27 protein-coding genes and 1 pseudogene are annotated in these 24,204 nt (G+C 63.4%); 18 read left to right on the forward strand and 10 right to left on the reverse strand.

The window, feature by feature from the left end:
* Entirely contained in the window at positions 1–378 is a 378-nt protein-coding gene (locus tag J1M81_RS21720) for a VOC family protein (RefSeq protein WP_032371440.1), read from the reverse strand.
* A gap of 67 nt (positions 379–445) precedes the next feature.
* Between J1M81_RS21720 and J1M81_RS21725 the strand changes: the two genes are divergently transcribed.
* The 3 genes from J1M81_RS21725 to J1M81_RS21735 all read left to right on the forward strand — a co-directional run bounded on the left by J1M81_RS21725 (position 446) and on the right by J1M81_RS21735 (position 2,685).
* Positions 446–1,270 (forward strand): helix-turn-helix transcriptional regulator, encoded by an 825-nt coding sequence (locus tag J1M81_RS21725; RefSeq protein ID WP_283348121.1) that lies wholly within the window; start codon positions 446–448, stop codon positions 1,268–1,270.
* Between the two features lie 115 nt (positions 1,271–1,385).
* Positions 1,386–2,456, forward strand: coding sequence for a phospho-N-acetylmuramoyl-pentapeptide-transferase (gene mraY / locus J1M81_RS21730; RefSeq protein ID WP_027494939.1), 1,071 nt, complete (start codon positions 1,386–1,388; stop codon positions 2,454–2,456).
* Positions 2,457–2,472: 16 nt separating this feature from the next.
* On the forward strand, positions 2,473–2,685 hold the full coding sequence (locus tag J1M81_RS21735; protein ID WP_027494940.1) for a hypothetical protein: 213 nt from the start codon (positions 2,473–2,475) through the stop codon (positions 2,683–2,685).
* A gap of 6 nt (positions 2,686–2,691) precedes the next feature.
* Here the strand turns inward: J1M81_RS21735 and J1M81_RS21740 are convergent, their stop codons facing one another.
* A complete protein-coding gene (locus J1M81_RS21740) occupies positions 2,692–3,372 on the reverse strand; it encodes a hypothetical protein (protein ID WP_032389477.1) in 681 nt (226 codons plus the stop codon).
* A gap of 67 nt (positions 3,373–3,439) precedes the next feature.
* Here J1M81_RS21740 and J1M81_RS21745 point away from each other — a divergent pair, with 67 nt between their 5' ends.
* Positions 3,440–3,889: a MarR family winged helix-turn-helix transcriptional regulator gene (locus J1M81_RS21745; RefSeq protein WP_032373372.1), complete on the forward strand. Its 450-nt coding sequence runs from the start codon at positions 3,440–3,442 to the stop codon at positions 3,887–3,889.
* A gap of 24 nt (positions 3,890–3,913) precedes the next feature.
* On the opposite strand, the gene J1M81_RS21750 is transcribed toward J1M81_RS21745, so the two are convergent.
* Positions 3,914–4,150 carry a hypothetical protein gene (locus J1M81_RS21750; RefSeq protein WP_032373373.1) on the reverse strand — a complete coding sequence of 79 codons (237 nt, stop codon included), beginning with the start codon at positions 4,148–4,150 and terminating at the stop codon, positions 3,914–3,916.
* Positions 4,143–4,868 (reverse strand): haloacid dehalogenase type II, encoded by a 726-nt coding sequence (locus J1M81_RS21755; protein ID WP_206498820.1) that lies wholly within the window; start codon positions 4,866–4,868, stop codon positions 4,143–4,145. The genes J1M81_RS21750 and J1M81_RS21755 overlap by 8 nt, the downstream gene beginning before the upstream one ends.
* 112 nt (positions 4,869–4,980) lie before the next feature.
* Here J1M81_RS21755 and J1M81_RS21760 point away from each other — a divergent pair, with 112 nt between their 5' ends.
* Positions 4,981–5,442, forward strand: a complete 462-nt coding sequence (locus J1M81_RS21760) for a GNAT family N-acetyltransferase (protein WP_206498821.1) — start codon at positions 4,981–4,983, stop codon at positions 5,440–5,442.
* A gap of 22 nt (positions 5,443–5,464) precedes the next feature.
* Here the strand turns inward: J1M81_RS21760 and J1M81_RS21765 are convergent, their stop codons facing one another.
* Positions 5,465–6,538, reverse strand: coding sequence for an aldo/keto reductase (locus J1M81_RS21765; protein WP_206498822.1), 1,074 nt, complete (start codon positions 6,536–6,538; stop codon positions 5,465–5,467).
* Between the two features lie 129 nt (positions 6,539–6,667).
* On the opposite strand from J1M81_RS21765, the gene J1M81_RS21770 reads away from it, so the two are divergent.
* The 3 genes from J1M81_RS21770 to J1M81_RS21780 all read left to right on the forward strand — a co-directional run bounded on the left by J1M81_RS21770 (position 6,668) and on the right by J1M81_RS21780 (position 9,108).
* Positions 6,668–7,537 (forward strand): helix-turn-helix transcriptional regulator, encoded by an 870-nt coding sequence (locus tag J1M81_RS21770; protein ID WP_206498823.1) that lies wholly within the window; start codon positions 6,668–6,670, stop codon positions 7,535–7,537.
* An 89-nt stretch (positions 7,538–7,626) separates the two neighbouring features.
* On the forward strand, positions 7,627–8,496 hold the full coding sequence (locus J1M81_RS21775) for an AraC family transcriptional regulator (protein WP_206498824.1): 870 nt from the start codon (positions 7,627–7,629) through the stop codon (positions 8,494–8,496).
* Positions 8,497–8,613: 117 nt separating this feature from the next.
* A complete protein-coding gene (locus J1M81_RS21780) occupies positions 8,614–9,108 on the forward strand; it encodes a hypothetical protein (RefSeq protein WP_206498825.1) in 495 nt (164 codons plus the stop codon).
* A 115-nt stretch (positions 9,109–9,223) separates the two neighbouring features.
* Here J1M81_RS21780 and J1M81_RS21785 read toward each other — a convergent pair whose 3' ends face one another.
* Complete coding sequence (locus J1M81_RS21785) at positions 9,224–9,667, reverse strand: MarR family winged helix-turn-helix transcriptional regulator (protein ID WP_032367591.1); 444 nt, start codon at positions 9,665–9,667, stop codon at positions 9,224–9,226.
* Positions 9,668–9,727: 60 nt separating this feature from the next.
* On the opposite strand from J1M81_RS21785, the gene J1M81_RS21790 reads away from it, so the two are divergent.
* Entirely contained in the window at positions 9,728–10,246 is a 519-nt protein-coding gene (locus J1M81_RS21790; RefSeq protein ID WP_197077467.1) for a phenolic acid decarboxylase, read from the forward strand.
* 1 nt (position 10,247) lies between these two features.
* Positions 10,248–10,703: a DUF3237 domain-containing protein gene (locus J1M81_RS21795; protein WP_032373378.1), complete on the forward strand. Its 456-nt coding sequence runs from the start codon at positions 10,248–10,250 to the stop codon at positions 10,701–10,703.
* A 94-nt stretch (positions 10,704–10,797) separates the two neighbouring features.
* Here the strand turns inward: J1M81_RS21795 and J1M81_RS21800 are convergent, their stop codons facing one another.
* Together J1M81_RS21800 and J1M81_RS21805 are read right to left on the reverse strand one after the other, a co-directional pair.
* Positions 10,798–11,229, reverse strand: a complete 432-nt coding sequence (locus J1M81_RS21800) for a PPOX class F420-dependent oxidoreductase (protein WP_206498826.1) — start codon at positions 11,227–11,229, stop codon at positions 10,798–10,800.
* Positions 11,226–11,816, reverse strand: coding sequence for a tetratricopeptide repeat protein (locus tag J1M81_RS21805; protein WP_080733230.1), 591 nt, complete (start codon positions 11,814–11,816; stop codon positions 11,226–11,228). Before J1M81_RS21805 ends, J1M81_RS21800 begins: the two co-directional genes overlap by 4 nt.
* A gap of 302 nt (positions 11,817–12,118) precedes the next feature.
* Here J1M81_RS21805 and J1M81_RS21810 point away from each other — a divergent pair, with 302 nt between their 5' ends.
* Positions 12,119–12,532: a nuclear transport factor 2 family protein gene (locus tag J1M81_RS21810; RefSeq protein WP_072692008.1), complete on the forward strand. Its 414-nt coding sequence runs from the start codon at positions 12,119–12,121 to the stop codon at positions 12,530–12,532.
* Between the two features lie 51 nt (positions 12,533–12,583).
* Here J1M81_RS21810 and J1M81_RS27065 read toward each other — a convergent pair.
* Positions 12,584–13,687 (reverse strand): annotated as a pseudogene (locus J1M81_RS27065) (MFS transporter); the annotation flags it as partial.
* 46 nt (positions 13,688–13,733) lie between these two features.
* On the opposite strand from J1M81_RS27065, the gene J1M81_RS21820 reads away from it, so the two are divergent.
* The 4 genes from J1M81_RS21820 (at position 13,734) to J1M81_RS21835 (ending at position 17,409) form a co-directional block, all read left to right on the forward strand.
* On the forward strand, positions 13,734–14,780 hold the full coding sequence (locus J1M81_RS21820) for a LacI family DNA-binding transcriptional regulator (RefSeq protein ID WP_032373383.1): 1,047 nt from the start codon (positions 13,734–13,736) through the stop codon (positions 14,778–14,780).
* Between the two features lie 83 nt (positions 14,781–14,863).
* On the forward strand, positions 14,864–16,219 hold the full coding sequence (locus tag J1M81_RS26905) for a bifunctional diguanylate cyclase/phosphodiesterase (RefSeq protein ID WP_052062921.1): 1,356 nt from the start codon (positions 14,864–14,866) through the stop codon (positions 16,217–16,219).
* 10 nt (positions 16,220–16,229) lie between these two features.
* Positions 16,230–16,649: a TIGR03668 family PPOX class F420-dependent oxidoreductase gene (locus tag J1M81_RS21830; protein WP_032373384.1), complete on the forward strand. Its 420-nt coding sequence runs from the start codon at positions 16,230–16,232 to the stop codon at positions 16,647–16,649.
* A 205-nt stretch (positions 16,650–16,854) separates the two neighbouring features.
* A complete protein-coding gene (locus J1M81_RS21835) occupies positions 16,855–17,409 on the forward strand; it encodes a GNAT family N-acetyltransferase (RefSeq protein WP_206498827.1) in 555 nt (184 codons plus the stop codon).
* On the opposite strand, the gene J1M81_RS21840 is transcribed toward J1M81_RS21835, so the two are convergent.
* Complete coding sequence (locus J1M81_RS21840; RefSeq protein ID WP_206498828.1) at positions 17,391–18,362, reverse strand: hypothetical protein; 972 nt, start codon at positions 18,360–18,362, stop codon at positions 17,391–17,393. The two genes, J1M81_RS21835 and J1M81_RS21840, sit on opposite strands and share 19 nt — an antisense overlap.
* Before the next feature lie 305 nt (positions 18,363–18,667).
* Between J1M81_RS21840 and lysX the strand changes: the two genes are divergently transcribed.
* The 3 genes from lysX to J1M81_RS21855 all read left to right on the forward strand — a co-directional run bounded on the left by lysX (position 18,668) and on the right by J1M81_RS21855 (position 24,090).
* Complete coding sequence (gene lysX / locus J1M81_RS21845; protein ID WP_206498829.1) at positions 18,668–21,979, forward strand: bifunctional lysylphosphatidylglycerol synthetase/lysine--tRNA ligase LysX; 3,312 nt, start codon at positions 18,668–18,670, stop codon at positions 21,977–21,979.
* A gap of 109 nt (positions 21,980–22,088) precedes the next feature.
* Positions 22,089–22,985 carry an alpha/beta fold hydrolase gene (locus tag J1M81_RS21850; protein WP_179273856.1) on the forward strand — a complete coding sequence of 299 codons (897 nt, stop codon included), beginning with the start codon at positions 22,089–22,091 and terminating at the stop codon, positions 22,983–22,985.
* 100 nt (positions 22,986–23,085) lie between these two features.
* Entirely contained in the window at positions 23,086–24,090 is a 1,005-nt protein-coding gene (locus J1M81_RS21855; RefSeq protein ID WP_206498830.1) for a beta-ketoacyl-ACP synthase III, read from the forward strand.
* Positions 24,091–24,204: the final 114 nt, after the last annotated feature.

Below are 24,204 nucleotides of genomic sequence, written 5' to 3' on the forward strand. Positions count from 1 at the left end.
TCAGCCCCAGTTCGCGGCATTTGTCAGGCAGAACGGATGCCCGGCCGGATCCAACAGCACACGCCAGGTCTCACCCGGTTGCTCGTCGGGCACAGTTGCACCCAACTGCACTGCGGCTGTCGCGGCCGCATCCAGATCGTCGACCGCGAGATCGAAGTGAAACTGTTTGCTGCCCTTCGTGTTCGGCCACTCCGGCCGCTGATAATTCTCCACGCGTCCGAATCCGAGCGCGCTGGAGGGCCCCTGCAGCATCGCGTAATCCTTCTCCGCGTGGACGACGGTCCAGCCGAGTAGCGCAGACCAGAACGTCGCGCTGGCCTCGGGATCTCCGCAGTCCAGCGTGACCATCTTCAGGGTTGCCACGGGTGCATCGTTCATGGTGTTTCTCCTCGACAGCGTCGATCGTTTCTCGAAGGTGTCGGACCAGACTCCTACACTGACGCCCGTGCCGGATAGGAAAAATGCGACAGCCACCCACGCCGGTGTCCTGCGGCCGGATCAGCTGGCGCAGTATGTCGACCTGGTCCGGCTGCCGTGTGCGGCGTCGTTGGAACCATGGGTCGAGAACTACTGGCAACTTCGGTGGGATCTGCCGTCGGGCACCTCGTATCGCAGCTCGACCCTGCCCCACCCGGCATGCACGCTCAGCGTCGAGCACGGCTGGACCCGCGCCGGCGTCACCGAGCCGGTGGTCGTGACCGGAGTGCTGACCCGACGGTTCGACGTCGAACTCGCCGAGTCCGGGTGGGTGTTCGGCGTCAAGTTCCGACCCGGCGGCTACGCGAGCTTCACCGGAACCGTGGCCCGAACTCTGCGCGACGTCCCAGTAGCTCCGCCCACCCCCTTTCGATCGGAGACCGTCGCCGCGTTGACGCAACTGGACGCACAGCACGATGCCGACCACTGCCGAACCGTCGTCGACGCGGTTCTCGAGCCCTACGCCCACGATGTCGAGCCGGAGTACGAGATCGTCTTGGATGTCATCGGCACGATGCTCGGTGATCGGACGCTGATACGCGTCGGCCAGGTGGAGGACAGATGTGGCATCGGGACTCGTCGGCTACAGCGGATGTTCGAGCGTTATGTCGGTGCGACGCCCAAGTGGGTTCTGGGCCGATATCGGATTCACGACGCACTCAGTGATCTCGACAACGGATACAGCGGGTCGCTGGCGGAACTGGCCGCGCGGTACGGCTGGTTCGACCAGGCGCATTTCACCCGCGAGTTCACCGAATTGGTCGGTGTGCCTCCCGGTACGTATCAACTGTGAGTAACACCTTCGTCACGCAATGCGACTTTTGCCGATTCGTTTGGCACAGTATCCCGCGGTGCTCGGTAGCACCCGGTGGGCAACCGCAGCACAGAGGAAGAGTGGGCTTCAACGCATGATCAACATTCTCGTCGCCGGTGGAATCGCATTGGCGGTCTCGATTCTGTTGACGCCATTTCTCATCGCGCTGTTCACCCGACAGGGCTTCGGCCAGGAGATTCGCGTCGAAGGCCCGGCGAGCCACCAAGCCAAGCGAGGAACGCCGACGATGGGCGGCGTCGCGATCATCGTGGGTCTGTGGGCCGGTTACCTCGGTTCCCACCTCGTGGCGATGGGAGGCGACGGGCCGTCGGCATCGGCGCTGTTGATCCTCGGTCTCGCGACCGCCCTCGGCATCGTCGGTTTCCTCGACGACTACATCAAGCTCCGGATGAAGCGAAGCCTCGGCCTCAAAGCCACCGGAAAATACGTCGGGCAGATCAGTGCCGCGGTGATCTTCGCGGTTCTGGCTCTGCAGTTTCGCAACGGCAACGGGCTGACGCCGGGCAACGTCGAACTGTCACTGGTGCGTCAGTCGACGTTCTTCACGATGGCTCCGATCGTCTTCGTGCTGTTCTGTGTGTTTCTCGTCGTTGCCTGGTCCAATGCCGTCAACCTCACCGACGGGCTCGACGGGTTGGCGGCGGGCTCGATGACCCTCGTCCTCGGCGCCTACACGGTGATGACGTTCTGGCAGTACCGGCAATCGTGCGCCACCAATTCGGTGGCCGGGTGCTACCAAGTGCGTGATCCCCTCGACCTCGCTGTCGTGTGCGCGGCGGCCGCGGGAGCGTGCATCGGATTCCTGTGGTGGAACGCGGCACCGGCCAAGATCTTCATGGGCGACACCGGCTCCCTGGCACTCGGTGGTCTGCTCGCCGGCCTGTCCGTCGTCAGCAAGACCGAGCTGATCGCGGTTGTCTTCGGAGCCCTTTTCGTCGCCGAGAGCGCGTCGGTGGTCATCCAGGTCGCGTCCTTCAAGTCCACCGGCAAGCGGCCGTTCCGGATGGCACCGATCCACCATCACTTCGAGTTGGGTGGCTGGGCGGAAACAACGGTCATCATCCGACTGTGGCTGTTCGCGGCCATCGCGTCGGCGCTGGGGCTCGGATTGTTCTACAGCGAGTTCCTCGCAGCCGTCGGCTGACCTCTACGATTCCGATATGACCGACGAACTGTCTCCGCTGGCCAAGGTCGATGCTCTCGCCGCCGAACTCGAGACCCTCGATGCTCGACGCGTCGCCATCGGAGTCGAACTCGTCAACCTTCAGTTCGGACTCGACGGAAACGCAAAGATCCGCGCCACCGAGGTCTTTCACAGCGACTACCTGGGCAGGCTGTTCACGTTGGTCGACGAACTACGCACGGACGAGTAGGGCTCGCTAGAGCGCATCCGGGTCCGATCGTGACACCGCAGTCAACCGAAAATCCCTCAGCGACAACGTCCATGCCGCCACCGCGGCCAGCACGGCACCGCCGACCGGAAACACCGTCCACGGACTGCCGATGATCGGGGTGAAGGTCGACTCCGGCTCACCGCGAGAGATGTACGACGTATCGGTGCTGTACAGGTCCGATACATACGTGTCCGAGAAGTACGTGTCTGCAGTGTGAATGTCCATCGAAGTCCAGCCGTAGTCGGATGCTGGAGTCGTTGGCTCGTCACCCGAGTCCACGAACATCAACGTGGGGAGCAATGGAGCCGCGGTGTCCGCCTCCGACCGCTGCGGCGGCCAGTGGGTCCACGCGAAGGCGCTGCCCGCTCCCAACGCCGCACCGACGACGATCAGCAACGCGAACAGGTGGGCGGAACTGTACTGACGGTCTCTGACGACGCGCATTCCGGAATCGACGAGAAACCACGCCACCACCAGAGCCAGAGCCACTCCGGCGGCAACGAGATACAGCGACACAGGGAACCAGCTCGGTCGCAGATGTGCCGTCCCAGGAGTGTCCGGCGGTTCGGTGATCGCAACGTGCCACACCACTGCGGCCGCAGTCCCTGTGGCCGCGCCGACGCCCCCAAGCACTGCGACGAGCGATCTGCCGGATGGTCTGTCCACGCGCGAGACTCTACCGGCCAGTCGGTCTCTTGACCTGAAGCATTGTTCAGGTTCTACCGTTCGATGCATGACGACACAGCGCCCTATGCAACCACCCGAGATGCAACCCATCGGCTTCTGGACCATCCGCGCCGGGGAGGCCGTCCGCGCTCGAACGCGCGGAGCGCTCCGCGACATCGGCATCACCCAGGCCGAATGGTGGCTCCTGCATCAGATTTCACTGCATCCCGCTGGTGCCGATCGAGCGAGGACTATCGACACGATCGGACACAACGACACCCCTGGCGCGATCGTCGACGCAATCGACTCCGCTACCGAGAAGGGGTTGATCACCGAATCCCATGCACGACTGAAGTTCACGCCTGAGGGCGAGCGGCTGTTCGCCCGCGCCGCGGACATCCAACGGATGCTGCAAGACGAACGCATGCAGGGAATCAGTCAGGACGATTTCGCGACCACTATCCGCGTCCTGCAACGAACCATCGAGAACGTCGGCGGCGACGCATGGCACTGGTAGGGCAGTCGCCCGGAAACGACAGCGTCAGCGTCGCTTTCTGGTGAACAGAACACCGACCACGAGGCCGAGAACAGCGCCGAGGACGGGCAGGCCGAAGACAACGAACGCCGTTGTGTAGGTGATTCCCAACGAGCGGATGTAACTCGAACTGTCCACGACGAACGCGTAGTTGACCCGTCGCGGCCTGATCTCCCACAGCAAGTATCCGAGCGAGCCGATCAATCCGAGACACAGCCCGACCAGGGTGCTCAACCTACGCATTGCCGTGCGCCCCACGGGCCGCGTCGGCAAACTCCGCCATGCTCGGGAACTGCATCGCAAAACCGTAGTCGCCGTTCGGCTCCGGTGTTGCGCCCCACCCTGGCCGATCGTGTCTGCGATCGATCCACACCGACGCAAGGCCGTGACGCCGCGCCGGGACGTGATCGTGGAACAGGCTCTGTGCCACGTGCAGCAGACGTGATTTGGGCACACCGAAGTCGTCGAGGATCGCGTCGAGCGCATCGAAATGGTTGTCCGCCGGCTTGTATGCGTGCACATCCTCGGCTGTGACGATGGCGTCGAATTCAACGCCGAGCCGACGGTTGCTACCGGCAAAACCCGCGCGGTGCACGTTGGACAGAATCACCAGCTTGTAGTGCTCGGCGAGTGATGCCAGTGCGTCCGCCGAGTCCGGAAACGCCGGCCAGTCCGGAACGGAGCCGGCGAGTCTGCCTGACCATTCCGGGGTGACCGGTATACCCAGCGCGTCGCCTGTTCGTCCGAATGCGTCGGCCAGGATGTCGGGATAGAGCATCGACGGTGAATCCTGCTGCGCCTGTGCTTCGTTGGGCGCATAGGCGGCGAGTAATTCGTCCTTGGACATCGGCGACCCTGTATCCGCAGCCCATGCGCCGAGCACGTCACCGATACCCGACTCCCAATCGATCAACGTTCCATAGCAATCGAAGCTCGAGACGTCGTAGTCGGCCAGGTTCATCGGGCTCCCTTGGGTATTCGGTGGCGGTCGGATCCGGATGCCTCTATCGTCTGCAGGTCATGTGCATCGTACTGCGGTTGGCCGACCCTCGACCGATCGATGGTCGGCGGTTGTGACGGCGACCCGGCTACGGCCGGCAGCCGCCACGGATGCCGAATTCCTGTACTCGATGGCCTCGGACGCCACCGTCATGCAGTGGGTGGGCGACGGAAAGCCCTGGACAAGAACTTATTTCGACCGTCGATTCAGCCGAGCACTGGCGACGACGGACCTCGATACACCCGACCTGCCCATGTGGTCGATCGGAGTCCAAGACGCGGTACCGGTCGGACTGCTGAGCCTCATCCGTCGAGCCGATCACGTCGAGGTGGGCTACTGGGTGCATCCAGAGCACTGGGGACGCGGCTGCGCTGGGCAAGTGCTGGGCTTGGCCCGCGAGACCGTGGGCAACCTCGCGTCGGTTGCGTCAGTCGCACGCGGCAATGCGGCGTCGCGCCGAGTGCTGGAGAAGGCAGGTTTCACGGTCGTGCACGACGGTGATCCGTTGACCTATCGTCGATCACCGTCGTCCTGATTCGAATGCTCACCAGGTCCGATCACCAGGACCGCGGCGGGCGTGGACGCACCGACGTCCGCCCGCTCGTGACCCCGCGGACCATCGGACGCGCCAGGAATTCGTGCGGAAACCCCATGTCGATCGCGCTGACCGAATGCAGCCGAGCCAACTGCGACTCGTCGAAGACGATATCGAGGGCACCGATGTTGTGCTGCAACTGTTCTGCGGTCCGCACACCGATCAACCAACTGACGACGGCGGGATGCAGCAGCGTCCATGCCAACGCCACCTGGGCCGCAGTCGCACCCAACTCTTCTGCCACCTCGACGACGACGTCGGCTGTGCGCAGCCCACGTTCGGTCAGTGTTCGGTTCGACCTCGCGTGATCGCGCCGACTGCCCGTCGGTGAATTCGAGCTCGCCCCTTCGAGGTCGGCAGCGGTGTACTTACCCGTCAACACACCCCCGCCGAGCGGTGACCACGGAATCACACCGAGACCCAGATCTGCTGCCATCGGTAACAACTCGCGTTCGGTAGTGCGCTCGATCAGGCTGTACTCGACCTGCAGTGCGGACAGCGGTGGCCATCCGCGTAGCTGCGCAAGGGTCTGCATTCGCGCGACCTCCCAGGCCGGGGTATCCGAAATGCCGAGGTAGAGAACTTTTCCCGATTGCACCAAATCACCGAGGGCGGCCATGATCTCGTCGCTCGGCGTCACACCGTCCCATGCGTGCAGGTACATCAGATCGATGTAGTCGGTGCCCAGGTTCCGCAAACTGGCCTCGACCGAACCACGCAGGCTCTTTCTCCCGCCGCCACCCGCATTCGGGTCCGCCGGATCGCGCGTCGCCGCATATTTGGTCGATACGACAACCGAGTCGCGACAACCTTCGAGAAATTCCCCCAGATACCGCTCCGATTGACCGTCGGTGTAGATGTTCGCGGTATCGATCATGTTGCCTCCGAGGTCCAGATAAGCGTCGAAGATGCGTTTCGACTCCTGCTTGTCGGCTCCCCACCCCCAGGCGTCCCCGAATGTCATGGCCCCCAACGACAACGGTGCCACGCGCAGTCCCGAGCGTCCCAGGAGTCGATAGTCGTCCATCCGTGTCATCGTGTGTCTCCTTCTCGATCGATCCGTCCGGCTCACAGTGCCGGTCCGGTCGAGAAGCGGGAAGGTCATGGTCATCCTGGGACGCGCGATACCAGGCTGAGTGGTCCGAATTGACCTACGCTGTCTGGAATGACCACGACGCCACCGGAGATGGCCCGCCGAGAACTGGCGGCCTTCCTGCGGTCTCGACGTGAAGCGCTCGTTCCGTCCGACGTCGGTCTGCCGCCACGGATCGGGGCCTCCCGGACCCCCGGACTCAGGCGCGAGGAGGTCGCCGCGCTCGCCGGTGTCAGCGTCGACTATCTCGTGCGGCTCGAGCAGGCCCGTGATATCCGACCGTCCGCCCAGGTGGTGGGGTCACTGTCGAGGGCCTTGAAGTTGTCCGGCGACCAGACGGGCTACCTGTTCACGTTGGCGGGGCATCGTGCACCCGAACGGCCCACCGACCGAAAGATTCCCGACGGAATCGCCCAGTTGGTACACGACGTCGAGCCGCTGCCTGCCATGGTCCTCGATTACAGACTCGACATCCTGGCCATCAACGAAACCATGGCCGCCCTGCTGCTCGACATAGACGAACGGCCCGCCGAGAGTCGTAATGTCCTCCGAATGTGCTTCTTGGACAAATCATTCGACGGCTTCTACGAGTCACGCGACGACGTCGTCCGCGGTGCCGTCGCCGATCTGCGTGCCGCGTGGGTCGACCACTCACACGACACTCACCTCGCCCTGCTGATCGACGAACTCCAACACGGCAGTGCCGAATTCTCGCGATACTGGCAATCGCGTGAAGTATCGATACGAAGCCGGGGAGACAAGCCGATGCGGCACCCGCTTGTCGGCCCGGTGACCGTGACGTTCGACGTCCTCACTCCACTCGGCGACCCGGATCTTAGATTGATCGTCTATCGCCCGGCCGACGCACAATCGCATGCCGCGTTGGCCGAACTCGGTCGCCTCCGTGCGCGGCGACGCGGACGGCATCTGCGCACCATCTGAACCCGACCCAGCCGGGCTCGAAAAGTCGAGCCAACCGTGCCTGCGCCTCCCTATCGTTGTCACCAGACCGAAGGAAAGGCCACCGGCACATGCTCGAACGATGGAATGCAGCACTCGATTACATCGAGGACAACCTCGATCACGACATCGACCCGGCACAGCTTGCTCGCATCACCCTCACGTCCGATTATCACTTTCGACGCGTGTTCTCCGCACTGGCCGGAATCCCACTGTCGGCATACATCCGACAACGGCGAATGTCGTTGGCAGCAGCAGACATTCTCGCCGGCAACGGGGTGCTCGACGTCGCGACCAAATACGGCTACAGCGGCGACGCATTCACTCGCGCATTCCGAGACATGCACGGGGTCACACCATCCCACGCCCGCAAGCCAGGGACCACCCTCCGCTCCAGACCACCACTGGCATTTCACCTGACCATCGAAGGAAAGAGCACCATGGACTACCGCATCACCGAACTGCCCGCATTCCACATCATCGGCAAATCGACGCGAATCCCCCTCACATTCCACGGCGAGAACACCGCCATGACCCAGTTCCACCAGACCTTGCCCACCGGATTCGGCGAACAACTCCGCCGACACGCCGACCTGCCCGAACTCCCCCACATCCTCTTCGTCAGCGATGGCTTCGAGGCCGACCGAACCGACGGCAGTCTCTTCGACTACTACTTCGCCGTCGCCACCACAGCCCCCATACCGGCCGACCTGAACTCCCTCAGCGTCCCCGCATCGACATGGGCGGTCTTCGAAACACGCAGCGACACCGCACTCGCCCCAGCACTACAACAACTCTGGGCCGACGCATTCAGCGAGTGGTTCCCCTCCCACCCCTTCCACATCACCCCCGGACCGGAAATCCTGACCGTCACCGAGAACACGCCCGACTGGTCATCGGGAGCCGGAGAACTCTGGATCCCGGTTGCCCGCAACCAATGACTTCCCGCCCGCCCTGGTCACTCAATGTGACACTTGGTGGCCTTTTCGGGGGTCAATGGCACATCCAGTGGACTGTGGGGGCGGGTGTCGGTGCCAACTCATGACTAATCTGGCGTGATGTCCAGTAGTCGCCGGAACGAGTTGCGGCGACGGTATCTGTCGCTCGGCCTGGGTGAGCTGTCCGCCGCAGCGGTGTTTGCTTCGATTGCGCTCACCATGGCAGAACCACGGCTCGACGGTCGAGAGGAGTCTCTCGCCATGTGGTCTGCTCTCACCCCGTTGCTTGCCGTCCTCGTGCAGGCGGGAATCTACTGGTTGATGGCGCGATCCTGGGTCGAACTCAACCCGATGCCACCGGTCATTCGCGCGTTCTATCGCGTATGTCGAGTCGCAAACGTTCCATTGTTGGCGGCTGGGCTCATCGGTGTCGTCGTATGGTTCCCGTCGAGCGCCGGAATTGGCGTCGCACTGCTCGTCGTGTGGCTGTTCGCCGTTGTCGAATTCGTCAACTACTTCGTGGTTCGACTGTCGTATCCCGCACACCGCTGGTGGTCGACAGTCGGTCAGATGCGCACTCCTCGGCTTGTCCTCGACATCAACACGCGTCGCTGATCGAAACAGGGACCATTAGCACGACATCCCGGTACTCAATGTGACATTCGGTGGCCTTTTCGGGGGTCAATGGCACATCGAGTGGACTGCATGGGTGCGGACGCACCGCCGAGAATCAGGAGCTGCGGCGGGAGAGGATGCTCGTGATTTCCGCCAAGGCCGGCAGAGCTGCGGCGATGGCCTCGCGGTTGTGTCGACTCAGTTCGTCCAGTGCGTCCGCGAGTACTCGGGAGCTCGCCGCGTCGTATTCGGCGAGGAGCTTCACAGCTTTCGGCGATGCGGTGAGTGTCGCCCCTCGAAGGTCACCGGCGGTTATCGATCTTTCCACCAGGCCGGCGTCGACCATCGCTCTGATCAGGTTGCTCACGGTGGATCGGGCCAGGTTGAGGCGGGCGGCAAGGCGTCCCGGACTCATGGACGGTTCTGCTGCGAGGGCTCGCATCACCTCGATGTGCGAGTCGGCGATGTCGGGCAGCTGCGCGACATCCCGCGTCGCCCGGAGCAGTGATCGCCGCAGGGGCCCCAGCTGTCGGCCCAATTCCGTTGCGGTGGAGTCCATGCGTCGATGATTGCACAGATAGTTTTGCCGCAAACATAGTTTTGTGACAAAATGAAGACCATGACCACAGTCGAGAACCCCATCCCCAGCCAAGATCTGAGCGGCATCGTCGGGCATCGCTTCATCTACACGTACGCCAACAGCTGGCAGTACGAGATGTATGTGAAGAACGCGACCACGATCGACTACCGAATTCACACCGGCATGGTCGGCGGACGCTGGGTCAAGGACCAGGAAGTCGATCTCGTCCAGCTCGACGACGACGTCTACAAGATCTCGTGGAACGAGCCCACCGGGACCTCGGTCGTCGTCAACGTCATCCCAGGAAAGCGTCGTCTGCACGGAACCATCTTCTTCCCTCAGTGGATCGAATTGGACGGCACCAAAACGGTCCTCTACCAGAACGATCACCTCGACGAAATGCGTGCGTACCGCGACGCCGGACCGACCTACCCCATCTATGTCGTCCCCGAGTTCGCCACGATCACGCTCTTCGAGAACGTCGGAGCCGACGACGAGACCATCGTGTCCGTCGCACCTGGCGATCTTCCCGACGGCTTCGCAGACCGAACGAACTGACGTGCGCCCCGATCTGACGTTCGTCGCGCACTTGTCCGTCACGGTCGGGGAGCCCATCGATCTCGGCCAGGTCAGCGACGGGCATCGACGCCTCGTACCGATCCTCGGTGGGACCGTCGACGGGCCGGTGATACGAGGACGCGTCCTGGCCGGCGGCGCCGACCACCAGGTCCTCAGATCGGCCACTGTCACCGAACTCGACGCCCGATATGCACTCGAGACCGACGCAGGCGAACGGATCTCGGTCCACAACGTCGGGATGCGCACCGGCAGCGAACAGGACATCGACGCACTGACTCGCGGCGAGCAGGTTCCCGCCGACCGAATCTACTTCCGCACCTTTCCCCGACTGTCGACGTCCGCCGACTCCCTCAGCTGGATGAACGGGACACTCTTCGTGGCCACGGGTGAACGTTTACCGAATTCCGTCGAACTGGACGTCTACCAACTCACATGACGGAGGCAGATATGCACCGACCCCAGTGCACTCAATGGCACATTCAGTGGCCTTTTCGGGGGTCAATGGCACATCGAGTGGACTGCCTAGGCGATCAGGTGAGGCTTTCGCCATAGACGTGGTCGACGGCGATGGTCACCAACACTCGGCGATCCGCGGCCATTGCGGCGCGGTATTCGGTCCAGTCGGGGTGCTCTCCGGCGGCGGCGCGGTAGTAGTCGACCAGCGCATCGATTTCGGGGCTGTTCGGGTTCGCGCCCGGTCCGGTGAGGGTGACGGATCCTTCTGCTGTTGCCCAGGCCTTGCCGTCGGCGCTGGTCACTTCGAGTGCAGCGCGCGGGTCTCGGCGTAGGTTGGCCGTTTTCGCTCGTCCTTCGGTGACCGAAATCTTGATTGTTCGCTCGGTGCGATCGTAGAACGGCGTCACCGGCGACAGTTGCGGCAGGCCGCTCGCTTTTATCGTGGCGAGTACGCCGAGTCGGCTGCGCTCGAGGAGGTCGTGTGGATCGAATGCTCCGCTGGTCATGGCTTCACCTCGGGGTCGTCGAACGAACTGGCACGATCATGGTGGGCAACACGGTCGTCGGTGCCGCTGTTCCTCGGCCTGTCGGTAGGGAGGTCGTCGGCATAAGTTCCGATTGCGCGACGGTATGTGCCGAGCGCAGGCTTCGCTGCCTGCAGTGCCGCCTTCAGCGCGCCAGCACCATCGCCCAGATCCCACAGGATCAGGGCAATGAATGCATCTCGCGCAGAGGAGAATTCGTCGGAAAACTCGAAGTCTTCCAACACACGCGACGCGTCCTCGAGTCGCCCGACATTACGCAGCGAACTGGCGAGCTGAATTCTGGCCTTGCTCTCGTGCACGGAATCGAGCCCACTCGACAGCGCCGCCTCGTACAACGGAATCGCAGCCGATTCTTCGCCCAGAAAATCCTCGAGCGACGCACGTTCGAACAGGGCCCGTGCTCGGGAAAGCCTTGTCGCCGAAAGCAACTCATTCATCTCCGACCGCATCAAAGCAGGCTCGCCGTCATCTGCGTGGCACCAGAACGCAGCTATGGAGTCCATCTGGGCCCCCCGGGATTCGGCCGGACAGCTACCGACGAACGACATGCGCTCACGTTCGTCCCCTCACCAGTCCATCCTTGCAGAGCATGCCTACGCTTGGAACCTTCACTCTGTGATGTTCTCTGAACCGAAGCGAAGTACACGATCGGTGTGAGTCGTCATCGACGGTATCGGCCGGGCTGCGAACTCGAAAAGATGGTGAACAGCACCACCACCGACCTGGGTGAAGCCGGGTCTCGAAACGTCCCACTCGATTGACACGTCGGTGAACGGTAAGCAAACGTATAGCCATGCAACTGAGATTTCTGGCCGGCATCTCGACGGCTTTCGCATGCAAGCTTCTGCTGATGCGAGTGCTGACCCTCAAGTTGCAGCGAGACATCGAGGCGCTCAACAACGGAAACTATCGCCCTCTGCTCTCGTCGTTCCACCGAGACGCGGTGCTCAAATTCGCCGACGGTGACAGCCGATGGTCGGGCACCCACCGCGGACGACCGGCAATCGAAAAGTTCTTCCAGGACTTCGTCGCCGCCGGCATCCGCGGGCAGGTCACGGAAATCTACAGCGGCGGAGCCCCCTGGCGCATGACCCTCCTCGTCCGCTTCGACGACCAAGCACACGCAGCCGACGGCACCGAGTTGTACAGCAACCGAACGGTGCTCCTGGTCCGCACCAGCTGGGGCAAAATCGTCTCGCAAGAGGACTTCTTCGAGGACACCACACGCATCGACGCATTCGAGCGGAAATTGCGCCAACTCTAGATTCGGTCCTGTCTCCTGTCTCTTATACACCTCTGACGCTGCCACCAGGATCGTCGCCGCAGCGGTCACCGCCCCGATCCCCCTGGCGTCGACGACGACGCCTCCCACCAGGGCCCCGGTGGCAATGGCCAGTTGGAAGGCGACGACGTAGATCGCCGACGCCTTGTCGGCGTCGGCAGGGGCGGCCCGAACCACGGCGGACTGGATGCAGACCGGCAGTGTGGTGAATGCCAGACCCCACAACGCGATCGCCCCGACAGCAAGGACGGCCAGGCTGCCCGGTGCTGCGCTGAGGGTGCCCCACAGGATCGCCGTCGCGGCCGCGACGGCACCCAGAGCTGCGATGGTGGAGGGCCGCGGCCAACGGTCGTACGTTCTGCCGATCACCCAGATACCGACGACCCCGAACAAACCGTAGAGCATCAACATCAGCGTCAGAGTGGTTCCGGCCGAACCGATTGCGCGATCGACGATGAGCGAGAAGTACGTGTACGCGGCGAAATGGCCGAGGACGGCCAGGAACGTCACTCCACACAGGATCGCCAGGGTGCCGTCGAGCACGCGCGGTGATTTCTTGTTGCCCGCAGCTGCTCGGGTGACCGGTAGTGCGGGGAGGACGAAGTAGAGCGCCACCGCGATAGCGGCGGCGACGACACCGAGAATCGTTGCAGCAGTGCGCCACCCGAACCACTGACCCATGGCCGCGGTGATCGGATTACCGGCGACCAACGCCAACGAGGTGCCGGCGTACACCGTGGCGATCGCTTTTCCTTGCTTACCGGGAAGTGCGAGTGACGCCGCGACGGGTGCGACCACGGCCCAGAAGACTCCGTGGGTGGCCGCGCACAGCATCCTCGACAGCACCAGCATCGGGTACCCGACGGACACCGCGGAGAGGAGTTGGGAAAAGGCCAGTGCTGCAACGGTGATGACGACGACCCGTCGCCGCGGCCAGTCGCGTACGAACCTGATCAACGGCATGGTCATGACGGCGACGCCGTATGCGTAGAAGGTCAGCAGCAGACCGACAGCGGATTCGCCGACGCCGAGATCGCCCGAGATCTCCGGAAGCAGACCCACGGGCAACGTTTCGGCCGTGACATAGATGAAGGCGGCTGCACCGAGGACCAGCAGCTTGGGGAGGGGCGACGACATGCTGTGTATCGTTACACAGATGGTCGACGCACGCTAAGGTGACCCCGTGAACAATCGGGTGACGATGGCCGACGTCGCGGCGTCTGCGGGAGTCTCCACCATGAGCGTCTCGTACACCTACAACCAGCCCGACCGCGTCTCGCCTGCCACCCGAGACCGCGTCCACGCAGCGGCGGCGGCCCTCGGATACGCAGGTCCCAACCGTGCGGCACGCTCGCTCCGCAGCGGAAAGCACAACAGCATCGGCGTCGTACTCGATGAAAAACTCACCTACGCCTTCGAGGATCCCCAGGCCCGACGGTTCCTCTCGGGCATCGCCGACGCGTGTCTCGACGCCGACACTGCACTGGTGATGCTGCCGAATTTGCACCGCGACAGCGATATTGCGAGGATTCGCGACGCGCAGGTCGACGGCTACGTCGTCTGGACCACCGGCGTCGACGACCCCGTCCTCGACGTCCTCGTCGGCACCGGTCGACCCACCTGCGTCCAGGGCGGACCCGAGCATCCGGGATTGAACTCCATCGGAATCGACGATCGCGCCGCCGCCGACGCGATCGGCACCATTGCTCTGCGCAATCGCCGTCGGCCCGCGATCGTCGCGCTGCGACCCGATTCGCGACGCGAATCGACGGTCGTGCACGGTGCCGACGCGTCGGACATCTCGATGCCGGTAACCCGCGCACGACTCGAGGGCTACCGCGATGCGTGCATGCGTCGAGGCATCGAGTGGTCGACGGTACCGACGCTGTTCACCACCCACAATTCGCGTGCAGAGGGCACACGGTCAGCGCGACTGTTGTTGCGCGACAACGCCGTCGACGTGATTTTCGCGATGAGCGACGAACTCGCCTTCGGCGCACTCGACGCGGCGACGGCTGCCGGTATCGACATTCCCGGCCACGTCGCACTGACCGGATGGGACGACTCCCCGGCAGCGGCAGCGGCCCACTTGACCACCGTCGCTCAATCGTTGTTCGACCAGGGCAGATCGGCGGCCCGGTGGGTGCTCGGCCTCAGCGACACCGTCGACGCAGCGGTGTGGAACATCGAGAAGCGAGGGTCGACGGGCGGGCTGCGTAACGCCCTCTAAAAAGGGCACGTTCCCCGTTTATAGGCGATAAGCAAACTCTTCGGCTAGTATCGCCGGTGGCCGTCCGGCTACGAGGGGGCACTGTGAGTCGAGAACACGACACGCCGCTCCGCCATGCCGACCCCAACCCGACGCTCGACGCCCTCACCGGGCTTCCGAACCGGGACAAGATTCTGGCCACCATCACCGCCGCGCTGGTCGACCTCGGCACCGAACAGCACTTCAGCGTCCTCCTCGTCGACATCGACGGCTTCCGTGAATACAACGACGCGCTCGGACCGGCCCAGGGCGACGAGCTGCTGTGCATGGTCGCCGACCGGCTCACCGCATCGACCCGACCCGGCGACACCATCGGTCGACTCACCGGAGACGAATTCGTCATCGTCGCCTACGGCAGCCATGCCCTGGCAGCCCGAGCCATGGCCGCGGGATTCGCCAGCATCTTCGAGCCCCCCTTCGAGCTCGGCGGCCGTCAACTCACTCTCACCGCCAGCGTCGGTGTCGCGTCCACCACCGGCAGCACCGATCGCGCCACCCAGCTTGTGCACAACGCCACCGCCGCGATGCACGCCGCCAAGGCCACCGGACGCAACCGCCATCACATCTTCACCGACGAGCTGCACCACACCAACCGCATGCGACTCGAACTCCTCGAACGATTGCGCGGTGTCGCCATGACCGAGCGCGAGCTCACCATGGTCTACCAACCCATCGTCGAACTCGCGACCGGAGCAGTCGTCGGAGCCGAAGCCCTCGTCCGCTGGAACCACCCCGAACTCGGACTCCTCATGCCCGACGCCTTCATCCCCCTCGCCGAAGACAACGACCTGATCGTCCCACTGAGCATGTGGATTCTCACCGACGTCGCGGCAACCATCGCCGACTGGCAATCCCGCGCGATCATGCTCCAAGTCGGAGTCAACGTCAGCCCCGCACACTTCGCCGCAGGAACCCTGGCCACCGACGTCATCGACATCGTCGACACCCACGGCATCGAACGCGGTCGACTCGCACTCGAACTCGCCGAATCGCAGACGCTGCACGACCTCGACGCCGTGCACTACCAACTCCGCGACGTCCAACGCCACGGCGTCCTCATCGCGATCGACGACTTCGGCTCCGGCTTCTCCTCCCTCGAACGACTCGCCACCCTCCCCGTCGACATCCTGAAGATCGACAGATCCCTCACCCAACACCTCGACAGCACCAACCTCCACCGACGCCGCGCCATGACCACCCTCTGCACCGCCCTCGTCGACGTCACCACCACCCTCGGCAAAGACACCGTCATCGAAGGCATCGAGACCACCGAACAACTCCGAATCTGCACCGACATGGGCGTAACCTTCGGCCAAGGACACCTACTCGGACGACCCATGCCCGTCGCCGACCTCGAGCAATACATCACCCGACACAGCAGCCACAGCGAATCCGCATGAGGAACCGAACGTGAAGATAGACAACGAAATTCAACGCTTCACCGACGCGCCCCGCGCCCAACTCTCCACCATCAACCCGAACGGCACCCCACACCTGGTCCCCATCGTCTACGCCGTCGCACCCACCGGCGACCGCATCTACACAGCCATCGACTGGAAACCCAAAACCACCCAGAAATTGCAGCGACTCGACAACATCCGCGCCGACCCCGCCGTCAGCCTCATCGTCGACCACTACTCCGACGACTGGTCCCAACTCTGGTGGATCCGCGCCGACGGCAACGCTCGCATCGTCGACGCGGGCAGCGCCGAAGGCACAGTCGGTACCGACACCCTCGTCGCGAAATACAGCCAATACAAGAACAACCGACCCGAGGGGCCGGTCATCGTCATCGACAAACTGTCCTGGAGATCGTGGTCAGCTTCCTGATCGTTTTCCTCCTCTCCACAGCATCGCCCACCCCCCGGCTGACCATCTGACACCACTACCGTCTGACACCACTACTGTCTGACCACTCAATGTGACATCCGGTGGCCCTTTCGACCGTCAATGGCACATCGAGTGGACTGCACATGGGTCGGAGGGCACCGAAAAACCAGTGGAATCGGCATTAGCAGGGAGTCAGACTGTCCCAATGGTCAGCAAACCTCCCGTTCGGATTGTCACCGACCGTCTCGTGGTTCGACGCGAGACGGCAGACGATGTTGTCGTCATTGCCGAAACGATCGAGCGAAATCGGGTCCGCCTGCTGCCGTGGCTCGGTTGGGCCACCGAGGACGCTGCAAACAGGTCGGCGCAGATCGTCCGCATCGCGGAAAGCCGGAAGCTGTGGGACGCCGACGAAATGTACGACTACGGGATTTTCGGACGATCCACCAGCGCATTCCTGGGGAAGATTGCATTGCACCGACGAGTCGGACCGGGTGGGATCGAAATAGGGTACTGGCTCGACAGTGCAGCCGAGGGTGACGGCATCATCTCCGAAGCCACCGCGACCCTCACGCAAGAGGCATTGAAACTCGCCGACGTCGATCGCGTCGAAATTCATTGCGATGCAGCCAATTCGAGGAGTCGAGCCGTTCCGCAGCGGCTGGGTTTCGTCCTCGACAGGATCGAGCCGCGAGCCTTGGCCGCTGCGGCCGAAACCGGGGACCAAATGATTTGGGTGTATCAGCCCGATCGGCGGTAGGACGGGTCGACGGTGACGTCGGGGCGCGGACGCGCGAGCGCCTGTCGGTACCGGGACCGCAGGTCGGAGAGAACACGTTCCGGATCGTCGCGAATATCGCTCGGCAGGTGAGTCACGACAATGATGCCCGCGTTCTGAGCGCGCTCCCGTCGTTCCACGGTGGCGCGGTGCGCCGCGGGTGACAGGTGATATTCGAGCGAGTCGATCTCCCAGTCGAGGGCGACGTCGTCGAGCCAATTGTCGGCCACCAGCAGCAACCTGCCCGACTCGTCGCGTACCGCGACATTGTGAGTCATCGGGGGAAGACCGCTGCGCGCGTACAACTTCTGCGCGTGTGCTTCGGCAACGGAGTGCGCGCCGGCGGCCAGTTCGCGAAGTACTCGACGAGGCATCGCGGTTCCACGCGTGGTGCCGGCGTCCAGTTCCTTCATGATCGCCTCGATCGTTGCGGCACCCCGCTGAACGACACTGGCAACGAGCGCCATGCACTGCTCGGCGTTCTTCATGCGACGAATCGCGTCGCACAAACACCGAACAACCGGCGCGACGGGAAGACCCGACTTACTTTCCGCCGTTGGCATCCGCCACGTACGTTCCACCGCGGCGAAGCTCACGGACCTGCGGTGCTGCGCCTCGGGAATGAGCACGAACGTCTCCTCGAACGAGCCGGATGTACCGAGACCATGCAACGCCAGCCCGGCCCGACCACTGATGACGCCATCACGACCGCAGTAGATGGACGCGGCAACCGCCCGCTCCAAGGGCGTCAGCGAACGGTTCTTCAAGAACACCAGGCCAGGTAGCGCCCGTGACCAGATACCGTCCGGCAGCGTGCGCCGAACAATCGTCTTCGACGCGACGCCGAGTTCGAGAAGATGAGCAGTCCGCACCAGCCCGCGATCCGATGCGGCCGCAATTACCCTCGCATCGACCCGTGCGCCGCCCCTCTTCATACAGACGATCCTGCACGCTCGGCCGGACACCGGATCGCACCCGACGTCGCACTATCAACAGCCCTGTGGACAACCGAATGCCTGTGGACAAACGCATACAGAAAGGGTGGCCCACACTCTGACTCGAGCAAGGCCAGGCGCGCTCTCGTGACCGGACGCGAGTCCACTCAATGTGCCATTGACTGCCGGAAAGGCCACCAAATGTCACATTGAGTGGACGGCGGGGCGGCAACAGGCAACCCACCCACCTCAGCGGGGATACCGTCTATCTTGCAACTCGTGCGTTCTTATTTCGGGAGTGAGACATGACGGCGACAGCAGTTCCCTCGGATCGGTCGGGTACCACGGCACCACGGTCGTTTTCGCCGCCGCAGCGCGGTCGGTTGAGTGAGGTTCCGCATATCGCGGGGCTGGTGCTCGGTGTGTTCGCGGCGGCGTTGTTTCTGTGGAGTCTGTCGCCCACTTTGCGGTATCTGGTTCATGCGCCGCGGGAGTATGTCGACACGTATTACTTCGATGCTCCGGATACGAGTTTGTCGTGGGCGTTGGTTGTCGGGTTGTTGGCGGCGGCGTTGGCGAGTCGGAAGCGTATTGCGTGGTGGTTGCTGACGATCTATTTGGTGTTGTTGGCGATCACGAATGTCGCGGAGGGCATCGAGGACAAGAACGTCAGTTCGTGGATTGCGTTGGCGGTTCATGTCGTCGTGACGGGTCTGTTGATCGCGTCGCGCAAGGAGTTCTACACGCGGGTTCGGCGCGGTGCGGTGTGGAAGGCGCTCGGGGTGCTCGTGCTGGGAGCGGCCGTCGGCACGATTGTCGGGTGGGCGTTGGTGGCGTTGTTCCCGGGTTCGTTGCCGGAGGGTCAGACGTTCCTGTGGGCGTTCAACAGGGTGACGGCGTTGGCGACGGTGGACAACGAGCAGTTCGACGGTAGGCCGAACGGTTTCGTCAATACGGCGTTGGGACTGTTCGGAGCGCTGGCGTTGCTCGGTGCCGTGGTCACGTTGTTTCGGTCGCAACGGTCGAGCAATGCGTTGACCGGGCGCGACGAGTCGGCTCTGCGCGGCCTGCTCGACAAGTGGGGTGCCGACGATTCCCTCGGCTACTTCGCGACCCGCCGCGACAAGGGCGTCATCTTCGCCACCAGCGGCAAGGCGGCGGTGACGTATCGCGTCGAGGTCGGGGTGTGTCTGGCCAGTGGTGACCCGATCGGCAACCCCGAGGCGTGGCCACATGCGATATCCGAATGGCTCGACCTGGCCGAGAAGTACGGTTGGACCCCAGCTGTCATGGGGGCCAGCGAGATCGGGGCCACGGCCTACAAGCGGGCCGGCCTGAGTGTTCTCGAACTCGGCGACGAAGCAATCCTGAAAACCAAAGATTTCAACCTCAATGGACGCGAGATGCGTCCCGTGCGTCAGGCCGTCAACCGGTCTCGCAAAGCGGGTGTCGTGGTCACCGTGCGTCGTCATCGCGATATTTCGGCCGAGGAGATGGACGAGATCATTGCCTGCGCGGATGCGTGGCGCGATACCGAGACCGAGCGTGGTTTCTCGATGGCGCTGGGCCGGTTGGGCGATCCGCTCGACGGCGATTGTCTTCTGGTGCAGGCGGTTCAGGGCGAGAAGATCGTCGGTGTTCTGTCGCTGGTGCCGTGGGGTCGGACCGGCGCGTCGTTGGACCTGATGCGCCGCGATCCGGCGTCGCCGAACGGTGTCATCGAGTTGATGGTGACCGAACTTGCCACCGGCGCAGATCATTTCGGTGTCAGCAAGATTTCGCTGAACTTCGCGGTGTTCCGTGCTGCGTTCGAGGAGGGTAGTCGGATCGGGGCCGGTCCGGTCCTGCGAATCTGGCGCAGCGTATTGGTGTTCTTCTCGCGCTGGTGGCAGCTCGAGGCGCTGTATCGCTCGAATGTGAAGTACTTGCCGGAATGGGAGCCGCGCTACCTGTGCTTCGCCGACAATCGGGTGCTGCCGAAGGTCGGTGTCGCGTCGGCCATCGCCGAAGGCTTCTTGACTCTGCCGACCTTTCGGCGCGCCTCGAAGCACACCGGGTCCCACGTCGCGGTGCCGGCAGCGTTGGTCGACGCCGAGGACATTCATCCCGACGGCAGCGGACCCGAGACTCCCGCAGACGACACCGTGCCCGGCCGCAAACGTCCCGACCAGGTACGCGTGCGCATGGCCAAACTCGATCGTCTCGAAAGTGACGGCATCGAGGGCTATCCCGTCGCCTATCCCCCGACACACACCGTCGGTGAAGCGGCGGCTTCGCCCCAGGGCACGACGGTCCGAATTGCGGGTCGAATACTGCGCATTCGCGACTACGGCGGCGTGTCGTTCGCCGTCATCCGGGACTGGTCGGCCGATATTCAGGTGCTGTTCGACCGCGAACGCGTCGGCGACAGAATCGAGGAATTCGATGCCGACTTCGACCTGGGTGACCTCATCGAAGTCAGTGGCACCATCGGATACAGCAGGCGTGGTGAGCTGTCGCTGCTCGCCACCGAGTGGCGAATGAACGCCAAATGCCTGCACCCTCTACCCGACAAGTACCGCGGTCTGACCGATCCGGAAGCGCGAGTACGGCAGCGGTACGTGGACCTGGCGATCAACCGCGATGCGCGCGCGTTGATGATCGCACGCTCGAATGTGGTGAAGTCGCTTCGTGATTCACTGAGCGATCGCGGCTACATGGAGGTCGAGACACCGATCCTGCAGCAGGTACACGGCGGTGCGAACGCTGCCCCGTTCGTCACCCACATCAATGCCTACAACCTGGATCTGTACCTGCGCATCGCACCGGAGCTCTATCTCAAGCGGCTGTGCGTCGGCGGCATGGAGAAGGTCTTCGAGATCGGGCGAGTGTTCCGCAACGAGGGAGCGGACTTCAAGCACAATCCGGAGTTCACGATCCTCGAGGCGTACGAGGCACACAGTGACTACGAGCGCGCAATGGTGTTGTGCCGCGAACTGATTCAGCGTGCAGCCGTGGCAGCGCACGGCCGCGAAATCATTCTGCGTCCCGACGGCCCGGACGGCGAGATGATCGAGATCGACATCTCCGGGGAATGGCCCGTCAAGACACTGCACGGTGCCGTCGCCGAAAAATTGGGTGTTCCCGTCGAGCCGTCGACGCCCCTGGGCGAGCTGCAGCGGCTGTGCGACGAGAACGCCATCCCCTACGAGAAGTCGTGGGACGCGGGTGCCGTCGCCCAGGGCATGTACGAGCACCTGGTGGAGGACTACACCGAATTCCCCACCTTCTACAAGGACTTCCCGACGTCGATGTCGCCGTTGACGAGACCGCATCGGAGCATCCCCGGCGTCGCCGAAAAGTGGGACCTGGTGGCGTGGGGGGTCGAACTGGGCACGGCCTACAGCGAGCTGACCGATCCCGTCGATCAACGTCGACGCCTCACCGAGCAGTCGTTGCTGGCTGCGGGTGGCGACGAAGAAGCGATGAGCTTGGACGAGGACTTCCTGCAGGCGCTCGAGCACGGGATGCCCCCGACCGGCGGCCTCGGAATGGGCGTCGACCGCGTCGTCATGCTCATCACCGGCGGCAGCATTCGCGAGACACTCGCATTTCCGCTGGCCAAACCGCGACAATGACGGTCTTCCCGAGGCGATCCTCCACGGGAAAGTTGCAAAACGGGGCGAATGGTGGAAACTGGAGGCTTAAACAAACTTCGAGTAGGCAATGCATGGTGGGGACGAAAACATGGATCACGGGAATCGAACCGAGCGCGAGGCATTGTTTCCCGTGAAACATCCTCCCGGGCGGTACATCGAAGTGGACGGCCAACGTCTGCATCTGTTCGTCCGGGGAACCGGCCCCACGATCGTTCTCTGCGGCGGCCTGGGCAGTAACTGGTTCGACTGGAACGACACCGTCGATATCTTGAGCGCCCGACATCATGTCGTGGTTCTCGACCGCCCCGGCTTCGGACTCAGCGACCCTCTGCCCGATGGCGCCACTCCCACCGTCCGCGGCGAGGCCGACAGGATCGTCGGCGTCCTCGACGCGCTCGGTGTCACCGAGCCGGCCGTCGTCGCGGGTCACTCGATTGCCGGCTTCTACGCAGAAGCGGTGGCCCGGCTGTACCCGTCGCGCATACGTGGTGTTCTTCTCCTGGACTCGAGCGCCGAGTCCGACCCCCGCCGCATCCTTCCGGCGGCTCTGCGAGTGCGCGCAGCGCATTCCCTGTCGACGCTACTGAGCCGCACGGGCCTTCAGCGGCTCGTCGGCCCGCGCGTCCGACCGATACTCAACCAGGCGACGCCGCCCGACGGCACACCGAAGGACGTCGTCGACTGGGTCGACGACATCTACCGCAGGCCCACCTATCTCACGGCTGCACTCGTCGAAGATGTCGTCTACCCGGACCTCGCGGCCGAATTGAACCGACTTCGGAAACGATTGCCCCTCGTCGTTCCCGTTATCGTCGCGGCCGCCCACACCGGACGCCCGTCCCCGTGGGGACGCAGATGGATCAAAACCCAGCGCAAGCTGGCCACATACTTGCGAGCCGATTTCACCGTCGTCATACCCGCCCATCACCACGCCATGATCGACAAACCCGCCGAGGTTGCGGCGCTCATCACCGAACTGGTGTGAACCTCTCCCGTCGACGCACGTAACGTGTGTCGACGAGCCCGTAGCCCAAGACCCGAGCCGAAGCTCGGCGATGGCGCGGTAGCACGAGAGGAAATTGAAGATGGTTGCGATCAGCACAACGCAAGGTCGACAGTCGAAGATGCTCGGTCTGGGCGTTCACCGCCCCGAACGAATAGTCACCAACGATGAGATCTGCGAGTTCATCGACTCCAGCGACGAGTGGATTCAGACGCGATCCGGCATCAAGAACCGCCGATTCGCCGACCCCGAAGAAAACGTCGTCCAGATGTCGATCTCGGCAGGCCGAAAAGCACTCGAAGCCAGCGGCATCTCCGCCGAGCAGGTCGACACCGTCATCGTCGCGACCTCCACACACCTCGAACTGACACCCCAAGCAGCCGCCAAGGTTGCCCACGGACTCGGCACCAAAGGACCGGCTGCATTCGACATCTGCGCCGGATGCGCAGGCTTCTGCTACGCACTCGCCGTCGCATCGGACCTGGTCAAGGCAGGAACCTCGCAGTACGTCCTCGTCATCGGAGCCGAGCAGCTCAGCGTCACCACCGACCAGTACGACCGCACCACCCGCTTCATCTTCGCCGACGGCGCCGGAGCCGTCGTCGTCGGACAGAGCGACGAAACCGAAATCGGACCCGCCGTATGGGGATCCGACGGGTCGCAGTCCGACGCCATCGTGCAGACCACGGACTGGTACGAGTACATCACGACAGCCAACATGGAACGACCCTGGATCAGGATGAACGGAATCTCCGTCTTCCGCTGGGCTGCATTCGAGATGGGCAAGGCCGCGCAGAAGGTACTCGACGTCGCCGGCATCAAAACCGACGAACTGCACGCCTTCATCCCTCACCAGGCCAACAGCCGCATCACCGATCTGCTTGCGAAGAGTCTCAACCTGGACGAAGGCACCGCCGTCGCCAACGACATCGCCGAAACCGGCAACACCTCGGCTGCGTCCATCCCCCTGGCAATGGAAGAACTACTGCGCACCGGCAAAGCGAAAGCCGGAGACACCGCACTCCTGCTCGCCTTCGGTGCAGGACTGTCCTACGCCGGACAGGTCGTCAAACTCCCGAAGCTGTAATCACTCCACCTGTCCGCAGCCCACACCCACCCGCAGTCCACCTGTCCGCAGTCCACTCGATGTGACATTCAGTGGCCTTTTCGGCAGTCAATGTCACGTTGAGTGGACTCGGGC

The organism is Rhodococcus sp. KRD175 (assembly GCF_017168275.1).
Taxonomy (GTDB): Bacteria; Actinomycetota; Actinomycetes; order Mycobacteriales; family Mycobacteriaceae; genus Rhodococcoides; species Rhodococcoides fascians.

Bases quoted from the DNA above. Each gene is read 5' to 3' on its own strand.
- J1M81_RS21765 (WP_206498822.1), bottom strand. From the start codon at position 6,538: ATGACACGGATGGACGACTATCGACTCCTGGGACGCTCGGGACTGCGC.
- J1M81_RS21800 (WP_206498826.1), bottom strand. From the start codon at position 11,229: ATGACCAGCGGAGCATTCGATCCACACGACCTCCTCGAGCGCAGCCGA.
- J1M81_RS21770 (WP_206498823.1), top strand. From the start codon at position 6,668: ATGACCACGACGCCACCGGAGATGGCCCGCCGAGAACTGGCGGCCTTC.
- J1M81_RS21745 (WP_032373372.1), top strand. From the start codon at position 3,440: ATGACGACACAGCGCCCTATGCAACCACCCGAGATGCAACCCATCGGC.
- J1M81_RS21835 (WP_206498827.1), top strand. From the start codon at position 16,855: ATGGTCAGCAAACCTCCCGTTCGGATTGTCACCGACCGTCTCGTGGTT.
- J1M81_RS21840 (WP_206498828.1), bottom strand. From the start codon at position 18,362: ATGAAGAGGGGCGGCGCACGGGTCGATGCGAGGGTAATTGCGGCCGCA.
- J1M81_RS21780 (WP_206498825.1), top strand. From the start codon at position 8,614: ATGTCCAGTAGTCGCCGGAACGAGTTGCGGCGACGGTATCTGTCGCTC.
- J1M81_RS21750 (WP_032373373.1), bottom strand. From the start codon at position 4,150: ATGCGTAGGTTGAGCACCCTGGTCGGGCTGTGTCTCGGATTGATCGGC.
- J1M81_RS21790 (WP_197077467.1), top strand. From the start codon at position 9,728: ATGACCACAGTCGAGAACCCCATCCCCAGCCAAGATCTGAGCGGCATC.
- mraY (WP_027494939.1), top strand. From the start codon at position 1,386: ATGATCAACATTCTCGTCGCCGGTGGAATCGCATTGGCGGTCTCGATT.
- J1M81_RS21785 (WP_032367591.1), bottom strand. From the start codon at position 9,667: ATGGACTCCACCGCAACGGAATTGGGCCGACAGCTGGGGCCCCTGCGG.
- J1M81_RS21720 (WP_032371440.1), bottom strand. From the start codon at position 378: ATGAACGATGCACCCGTGGCAACCCTGAAGATGGTCACGCTGGACTGC.
- J1M81_RS21855 (WP_206498830.1), top strand. From the start codon at position 23,086: ATGGTTGCGATCAGCACAACGCAAGGTCGACAGTCGAAGATGCTCGGT.
- J1M81_RS21805 (WP_080733230.1), bottom strand. From the start codon at position 11,816: ATGTCGTTCGTCGGTAGCTGTCCGGCCGAATCCCGGGGGGCCCAGATG.
- lysX (WP_206498829.1), top strand. From the start codon at position 18,668: ATGACGGCGACAGCAGTTCCCTCGGATCGGTCGGGTACCACGGCACCA.
- J1M81_RS21850 (WP_179273856.1), top strand. From the start codon at position 22,089: ATGGATCACGGGAATCGAACCGAGCGCGAGGCATTGTTTCCCGTGAAA.
- J1M81_RS21735 (WP_027494940.1), top strand. From the start codon at position 2,473: ATGACCGACGAACTGTCTCCGCTGGCCAAGGTCGATGCTCTCGCCGCC.
- J1M81_RS21755 (WP_206498820.1), bottom strand. From the start codon at position 4,868: ATGAACCTGGCCGACTACGACGTCTCGAGCTTCGATTGCTATGGAACG.
- J1M81_RS21810 (WP_072692008.1), top strand. From the start codon at position 12,119: ATGCGAGTGCTGACCCTCAAGTTGCAGCGAGACATCGAGGCGCTCAAC.
- J1M81_RS21775 (WP_206498824.1), top strand. From the start codon at position 7,627: ATGCTCGAACGATGGAATGCAGCACTCGATTACATCGAGGACAACCTC.